General features: G+C 67.9%; 9 protein-coding genes and 1 tRNA gene. 8 read left to right on the forward strand and 2 right to left on the reverse strand.

The genetic code is table 11. The features are described from left to right. Together IBX53_RS13160 and IBX53_RS13165 are read left to right on the forward strand one after the other, a co-directional pair. On the forward strand, positions 1–219 hold a 219-nt coding region (locus tag IBX53_RS13160; protein ID WP_290909973.1), incomplete at its 5' end, for an anion permease. A gap of 94 nt (positions 220–313) precedes the next feature. Further along, a complete protein-coding gene (locus IBX53_RS13165; protein WP_290909974.1) occupies positions 314–766 on the forward strand; it encodes a universal stress protein in 453 nt (150 codons plus the stop codon). Positions 767–867: 101 nt separating this feature from the next. Here the strand turns inward: IBX53_RS13165 and IBX53_RS13170 are convergent. Then, positions 868–944: transfer RNA gene (locus IBX53_RS13170), tRNA-Pro, on the reverse strand. Between the two features lie 79 nt (positions 945–1,023). Continuing rightward, on the reverse strand, positions 1,024–2,019 hold the full coding sequence (gene ispB, locus IBX53_RS13175) for an octaprenyl diphosphate synthase (RefSeq protein ID WP_290909975.1): 996 nt from the start codon (positions 2,017–2,019) through the stop codon (positions 1,024–1,026). Between the two features lie 283 nt (positions 2,020–2,302). On the opposite strand from ispB, the gene rplU reads away from it, so the two are divergent. The 6 genes from rplU (at position 2,303) to murJ (ending at position 7,539) form a co-directional block, all read left to right on the forward strand. Beyond that, positions 2,303–2,614, forward strand: a complete 312-nt coding sequence (gene rplU, locus IBX53_RS13180; protein ID WP_290909976.1) for a 50S ribosomal protein L21 — start codon at positions 2,303–2,305, stop codon at positions 2,612–2,614. Positions 2,615–2,645: 31 nt separating this feature from the next. Then, positions 2,646–2,903, forward strand: coding sequence for a 50S ribosomal protein L27 (gene rpmA / locus IBX53_RS13185; protein WP_290909977.1), 258 nt, complete (start codon positions 2,646–2,648; stop codon positions 2,901–2,903). 98 nt (positions 2,904–3,001) lie between these two features. Continuing rightward, positions 3,002–4,189, forward strand: a complete 1,188-nt coding sequence (cgtA, locus tag IBX53_RS13190) for an Obg family GTPase CgtA (protein WP_290909979.1) — start codon at positions 3,002–3,004, stop codon at positions 4,187–4,189. 13 nt (positions 4,190–4,202) lie between these two features. Further along, positions 4,203–5,342, forward strand: a complete 1,140-nt coding sequence (gene proB / locus IBX53_RS13195) for a glutamate 5-kinase (RefSeq protein ID WP_290909981.1) — start codon at positions 4,203–4,205, stop codon at positions 5,340–5,342. Between the two features lie 216 nt (positions 5,343–5,558). Beyond that, entirely contained in the window at positions 5,559–5,825 is a 267-nt protein-coding gene (rpsT, locus tag IBX53_RS13200) for a 30S ribosomal protein S20 (RefSeq protein ID WP_290909983.1), read from the forward strand. Between the two features lie 190 nt (positions 5,826–6,015). Further along, complete coding sequence (gene murJ, locus IBX53_RS13205; protein WP_290909985.1) at positions 6,016–7,539, forward strand: murein biosynthesis integral membrane protein MurJ; 1,524 nt, start codon at positions 6,016–6,018, stop codon at positions 7,537–7,539. Positions 7,540–7,576: the final 37 nt, after the last annotated feature.

Here is a 7,576-nt window from a genome sequence, read left to right on the forward strand (position 1 = left end):
CCGCTGCTGCTCTCGGTGCCGGTGGCCATGGCGGCCAGCTGCGCCTTCATGCTGCCGGTGGCCACCCCGCCCAACGCCGTGGTGTTCGCCAGCGGCAAGCTCAGCGTGGCCGAGATGGTGCGGGCCGGTGCCCTGATCAGTGTTGCGGCGCTGGTGGTCATCACCCTGGTGGTGTTCACCCTGGCCATGCCGATCCTGGGTTTCGGCTGGGCGGCTTGATCCAGGACATGGCCGTTCGGCGGCGAGCGTCTAGGCTGGAAAAAGAGGGGCACCGAGTGTCTCGCTTCCCCATCCGACAAGAAGGACAATCCCCATGTTCAAGACCATCCTGGTTCCCGTCGACGGCTCCGCCCATGCCGAGAAGGCGTTGAGCGTCGCCGCGCTACTGGCCCGCGCCTCCTCCGCGACGCTGCACCTGATGACCGTGGCCGAGTTTCCCCCCGACAACATCGGCCTGTTCACCGGCGGCACCGCCGAGCCCTTCTCCGAGGTGGAGCGCGAGAAGCTCGCCGAAGGCATGAAGCAGGAGGCCCACAAGGTCATCGAGAAGGCGCGCTCCGCGGTCAACCTCGACGGCATCGAGGTCGAGGAGGTGACCCGGCAGGGGCGTCCGGCCGATCTGATCAACAAGGAGGCCGAGAGCCTCGGCGCCGACGCCATCGTCATGGGCAGTCGCGGGGTCAGCGACATGCGCGGCATGGTCTTCGGCAGCGTCTCCCACAAGATCAGCCATATCGCCGGCTGTACCGTCATCACCGTGACCTGACGAACCGGCGAGCGCTGCCTTCGGGAGGCAGCGCTCGCCTGGCCTGTGACGCCCGGGCATACGAAAAAGGCCTTGCGGATAACCGCAAGGCCTTGAATTCCTGGTCGGAGTAGCAGGATTCGAACCTGCGACCTCTGCCTCCCGAAGGCAGCGCTCTACCAAGCTGAGCTATACTCCGACGCGTTGGGCTGATGCCTCAACGGGGTCGAATTATACCCGCAGCGCGGTGCTTTGCAAGCCCCTGTCAACGGGCAGGCTCACGACTCGCGTTCCACCGCCAGGCGGGCCAGGTCGGCCATGCTGTCGCGGTAGGGGGAGGGGGGCAGGTGGTCGAGCTGCGCGAGGGCCCTGTCGGCCATCTCCTCGGCCCGGGAGCGGGTGTAGTCCAGCGCGCCGGTGGCGTTGACGATGGCCAGCACCTCGTCGAGGTGATCCAGGCCGCCCTGGCGGATCGCGCGGCGGATCACCGCGGCCTGCTCCGGGGTGCCGGTGGCCATGGCCTGGATCAGCGGCAGGGTGGGCTTGCCCTCGGCCAGGTCGTCGCCGACGTTCTTGCCCATTGCCTCGGCGTCGCCCTGGTAGTCGAGCAGGTCGTCGATCAGCTGGAAGGCCAGGCCCAGATAGCGCCCGTAGTGCTGCAGGGCGGCCTCCTGTTCCGGGGTGGCCTCGGCGAGAATGGCGCCGCTGTGGCTGGCCGCCTCGAAGAGCATCGCGGTCTTGCCCTGAATGGTCTCGAAGTAGGCCGCCTCGTCGATGTCCGGGTTGCCCACATTGGTGAGCTGCTGCACCTCCCCCTCGGCGATCACGCAGGTGGCGCCGGAGAGCACCTCCATGATCCGCATGGAGCCGACGCTTACCATCATCTGAAAGGAGCGCGAATAGAGGAAGTCGCCGACCAGCACCGAGGGGGCGTTGCCCCAGGCGTCGTTGGCGGTGGCCTTGCCGCGGCGCATGTGGGATTCGTCCACCACGTCATCGTGCAGCAGGGTAGAGGTGTGCATGAACTCGATCAGGGTGGCCAGGGTCACGTGGCGCTCGCCCTGGTAGCCCAGCGCGCGGGCCGCCAATAGCACCAGCAGTGGACGCAGGCGCTTGCCGCCGCTGGCGATGATGTACTGGCCGATGGTCTCCACCAGCGGAATCCGCGAGGCGAGCTGATCCATGATGGTCCGGTTGACGGCCGCGAAATCCTCGGCCACGACGGCGTGGATCGGCGAGGGGGCAGCGGCGGATGGGGTGACGTTGGCAGTCATGGAGGCGGCTTCGACGGAATTGATGGGGGCCGGGGCGGGGCGGCCCCCTCTGGCCTTGAGTTGCCGGTCATGCTATGGGCCGCCCTCATGGGCGTCAAGGCGAGCCGCTCCTGGCCGCCCCGGTAGGCAAGACCTGCGGGGGCTGCGCGGGTTGTGCCGCCCTCGGCGCACGGTTATAATGCGCGCCCCACTCATCCCGCTCCCTGTCAGATGGTGCCAGAAGAGGCGCCACTCGCCGCAGGCCGATCAAGAGCCAACCCCGATGAGTCCTGGAGAGAAAAGCATGTACGCAGTTATCAAGAGCGGTGGCAAGCAGTACCGCGTTCAGGAAGGCCAGACCCTCAAGCTCGAGAAGATCGAAGTCCCGACCGGCGAGTCCATCGACTTCGACGAAGTGCTGCTGGTTGGCAACGACGACAATGTTCAGGTCGGCGCGCCGCTGGTCGAGGGTGCCAAGGTCTCTGCCGAGATCGTTTCCCACGGCCGCCGGGACAAGATCACCATCATCAAGTTCCGCCGCCGCAAGCACCACATGAAGCGTCAGGGCCACCGCCAGTGGTTCACTGAAGTCAAGATCACCGGGATCTCCGCGTAAGCGGCCCATCCCCTGAACGGAGGATTTTTCCATGGCACATAAGAAAGCAGCCGGTTCCACGCGTAACGGTCGCGATTCCGAATCCAAGCGCCTTGGCGTGAAGCTGTTCGGTGGCCAGGCCGTTACCGCCGGCAACATCATCGTGCGTCAGCGCGGCACCAAGTTCCACGCCGGTACCGGCGTTGGCCTGGGTCGCGACCACACCCTGTTCGCCCTGAACGACGGTGTGATCAAGTTCGAGACCAAGGGTCCGAAAAGCCGCAAGTTCGTCAGCGTCGTCTCTGCCTGAGACGCCTGAGGCTTGCAGCGAGAAGGCCCCGCCCAGGCGGGGCCTTCTTGTATATACCCAGGTGGGTGGGACGGCAGTCGCCGTCAGGAGAATGACAGATGCAGTTCGTCGACGAAGCCTCGATCATCGTGGAAGCCGGCAAGGGGGGCAATGGCTGCCTCAGCTTCCGGCGCGAGAAGTATGTGCCCAAGGGTGGTCCGGATGGCGGCGATGGCGGCCACGGCGGCACCGTCTACCTGATCGGTGACGATGCCCTCAACACCCTGATCGACTTCAGGTTCCAGCGCTTCTACAAGGCTCAGAACGGCCAGGGTGGCATGGGCCGGCAGATGAGTGGCCGCGCCGGCGAGGATCTGCACGTCAAGGTGCCGGTGGGCACCACGGTGATCGACGAGGAGACCCTCGAAGTGATCGCCGATGTCACCGAGATCGGGCAGGTGGTGATGGTGGCCCAGGGTGGTCGCCGGGGGCTGGGCAACATCCACTTCAAGTCCTCCACCAACCGGGCGCCGCGGCGGACCACCCCGGGCACCGAGGGAGAGCGCCGCAACCTGCGCCTGGAGATGAAGGTGATGGCCGACGTGGGCCTGCTGGGCATGCCCAACGCCGGCAAGTCGACGCTGATCCGCGCCGTCTCCGCCGCCAAGCCCAAGGTGGCCAACTACCCCTTCACCACCCTGGTGCCCAACCTGGGCGTGGTGAAGCTCGGCATGCACGAGCACTTCGTGATGGCCGACGTGCCGGGGCTGATCGAGGGAGCCTCGGAGGGCGCCGGCCTGGGGCTGCGCTTCCTCAAGCACCTGACCCGTACCCGGCTGCTGTTCCACGTGGTGGACGTGGCGCCCTTCGACGAGTCCGACCCGGTGGAGGTGGCGCAGGCGATCACCCACGAACTGGGCGAGTTCTCCCCGACGCTGGCCGAACTGCCGCGCTGGCTGGTGCTCAACAAGTTCGACCTGCTGCCCGCCGAGGATCGCGAGGAGCGTGCCGCCGATATCGTCCGCCGCCTGGGCTGGGAGGGGCCGGTGTTCCGCATCTCGGCCATCTCCGCCGACGGCACCGATGCCCTGGTGCAGGCCGCCTACCGCTGGCTCACCGAGCAGCGCCAGCTGGAGAACGAGGATGAGGAGGCCGCCGAGCGAGCCCGCGAGATGCGCCAGCGCATGGAAGACGAGGCGGTCGCCCGCACCGAGGCGCGCCTGGGCCGCAAGCGCCGGAAGGCCGACGAGGATGACGACGATTTCGATGACGACGACTACGACGTCGAGGTCGAATACGCGCCCTGAGGGTTACAAGCTGATGGAAGGCAACGAGCAGGTGGCGGGCCGCGAGGCGCTGGTGGCCGCCCGGCGGGTGGTGGTGAAGATCGGTAGCGCGCTGCTGACCAACGACGGTCGCGGCCTCGACGAGGCCGCCATCGGCGGCTGGGTCGACCAGATCGCCGCGCTGCACCGCCGCGGCATCGAGGTGGTGCTGGTCTCCTCGGGCGCGGTGGCCGCCGGCATGGTGCGCCTCGGCTGGCAGGTGCGTCCCTCGGCGGTGCACGAGCTTCAGGCCGCTGCCGCGGTGGGGCAGAACGGCCTCACCGAATGCTACGAAGGCCACTTCGCCCGCCACGGCCTGCTCACCGCCCAGGTGCTGCTGACCCACGACGACCTCTCCAACCGCAAGCGCTACCTCAATGCCCGTTCGGCGCTGCGCACCCTGGTCGACCTGCGGGTGGTGCCGGTGATCAACGAGAACGACACCGTGGTCACCGACGAGATCCGCTTCGGCGACAACGACACCCTGGGGGCCCTGGTGGCCAACCTGCTGGAGGCCGATGCCCTGGTGATCCTCACCGATCAGGAGGGGTTGTTCGACGCCGACCCGCGCCACAATCCCGAGGCGCGGCTGATCAGCGAAGGGCGTGCCGATGACCCGGCGTTGGCTTCCATGGCCGGTGGCGGCGGCGCTCTGGGGCGCGGCGGCATGGCCACCAAGCTTCGCGCGGCCCACCTGGCGGCGCGCTCCGGCGCCTTCACCGCCATCGCCGGCGGCCGCCAGCCCGAGGTGCTCACCCGGCTGATGGCCGGTGAGCGGCTGGGCACCCTGCTGCGCCCGGACCAGGCGCCCATCGCGGCGCGCAAGCGCTGGTTGGCGGGTCAGCTTCAGGTAAGCGGCACGCTCACCCTGGACGCCGGGGCGGTGAAGGTGCTGCGCGAGAGCGGTTCCAGCCTGCTGGCGGTGGGGGTCAAGGCGGTAGCGGGGCAGTTCCGCCGCGGCGACATGGTGCTCTGCGTGGACGAGCAGGGCGGGCGTGTGGCCAAGGGGCTGGTCAACTACGGCGCCGATGACGCGGCGCGCCTCCTCGGCAAGCCGAGCCACCAGATCGAGGCGATCCTCGGCTTCATGGAGGCCCCGGAGCTGATCCACCGCGACAACCTGGTGGTGTTGTAGCCGCGTGACTAGTTGTAGCCGCGTGACTATGGAAAGCACGGCCCGGGCTGTGATAGGATGCGCCATCCTCTCAGACACGGCCCGTGAACGATCGCTGATGTCAAGCGGTCGGCCAGATGGCCAAGCCGGCGGAAAGTCTCGGACTTTTCTGCCGGATCAATACGTTATCGATGCCGTCATCACACGGGCGGCGAAGAATCTCCAAGGAGACACCCAGTGGCAAACAGCAAGCAAGCTCGCAAGCGCGCCCGTCAGTCCGAAGGCCGTCGTGTACTGAAAGCCGGTCAGCGCTCCATGGTGCGCACCTACGTCAAGCGCGTCATCAAGGCCATCAACAGCGGTGACCACGCTCAGGCCATGGCCGAGTTTCAGCTGGCGCAGCCGATCATCGATCGCATCGCCGACAAGGACGTGCTCTCCAAGAAGCGCGCCGCGCGTCTGAAGAGCCGCCTGAACAAGCGCATCAAGGCCCTGGCTGCCTAAGCCGGTCAGATGCCCTCGAGGCGCGGCCCGAGCGGCAGGCGTCTCGTGAAAAACCGGCTGCGGCCGGTTTTTTTGTGGCCGCCTTTCCCCGATCCCGCCGAGGAGCCCTACCGTGACGGATCGCGAGCAGTCGCCACCCACGCCGGTGGATGAGCACGACAAGGTGGTGGCCCCCAAGGCCGGCGGGCTGATGCGCTCGGGGCTGGTGGTCAGCGTGATGACCATGCTCTCCCGGGTGATGGGCCTGGTGCGCGACGTGGTGGTGGCCACCCTGTTCGGTGCCGGCAGCGGCGCCGACGCCTTCTTCGTCGCCTTCAAGATCCCCAACTTCATGCGCCGGCTGTTCGCCGAGGGGGCCTTCAACCAGGCCTTCGTGCCGGTGCTCTCGGAGTACGCCACCCGCGGCAGCAAGCGCGAGGTGCGCGAACTGCTCGACGCCGCCGCCGGCAGCCTCACCGTGGTGCTGGCGCTGCTCACCGCGCTGTTCATGGTCGCCGCGCCCTGGCTGGTGTGGGTGTTTGCCCCCGGCTTCGGCCGCGACCCCGCCAAGCTGGCGCTCACCGCCGACATGCTGCGGCTCACCTTTCCCTACCTGCTGCTGATCTCGCTGACGGCGTTTGCCGGCAGCGTGCTCAACACCTGGAACCGCTTCGCCATCCCGGCCTTCACCCCGGTGCTGCTCAACCTTTCGCTGATCGGCGCCGCCCTGCTGCTCACCCCGCTGATGACCGAGCCCGCCATGGCGCTGGCCTGGGGGGTGCTGATCGCCGGCGTCGCCCAGCTCGCCTTCCAGGTGCCCTTCCTGGTGCGCCTGGGGCTGATGCCCAGGCCCTGGCCGAGCTTCGTGCACCCCGGGGTGAAGCAGATCATGGTGCTGATGGCGCCGGCGCTGTTCGGCGTCTCGGTCTCCCAGATCAACCTGCTGCTCGACACCATCCTCGCTTCGCTGCTGGCACCGGGCAGCGTCTCCTGGCTCTACTACTCCGACCGCCTGGTGGAACTGCCGCTGGGAGTCTTCGGCATCGCCATCGGCACGGTGATCCTGCCCGCGCTCTCCAAGCGCCACGCTGCCCAGTCCGGCCAGCACTTCAGCGAGATGCTCGACTGGGCGATCCGCGCCGTGCTGCTGCTGGGGCTGCCGGCGGCGCTGGCGCTGGCGATACTGGCCGAGCCGCTGCTGATCTCGCTGTTCCACTATGGCGCCATGACCGAGCACGACATCGCCATGGCGGCCATGAGCCTGCGCGCCTATGCCTTCGGCCTGGTGGCCTTCATGCTGATCAAGGTGCTGGCGCCGGGCTTCTTCGCCCGCCAGAACACCAGCACGCCGGTGAAGATCGGCATCATCGCCATGGTCGCCAACATGGTCTTCAACCTGATCCTGATCTGGCCGCTGGCCCATGCCGGCCTGGCGCTCGCTACGGCGCTCTCGGCCTTCCTGAACGCCGGCCTGCTGGGCTGGCTGCTCCACAAGGAGCGGGTGCTGGTGTTCCAGCCCGGCTGGGGCCGCTACGCGGTGCAGCTGCTGGGCGGCTGCGCGGTGATGGGCGTCGGCCTGTGGGCGGTCTCGCCGGACTGGCAGGCGTGGCTGGGCTGGGACGTCTGGACGCGGGTCGCCTGGCTGGCGGCGCTGGTGGTGGCCGGCGCCGGGGCCTACTTCGCCTGGCTCGCCATCACCGGGGTGCGCCTGCGCCAGTTCAAGATGAAGAGCTGACCTGACTTTGTAGGAGCCAGGCTCCGCCGGGCGAATG

Source organism: Halomonas sp. (genome assembly GCF_014859505.1).
In the GTDB taxonomy this organism is placed as follows: Bacteria; Pseudomonadota; Gammaproteobacteria; order Pseudomonadales; family Halomonadaceae; genus Halomonas.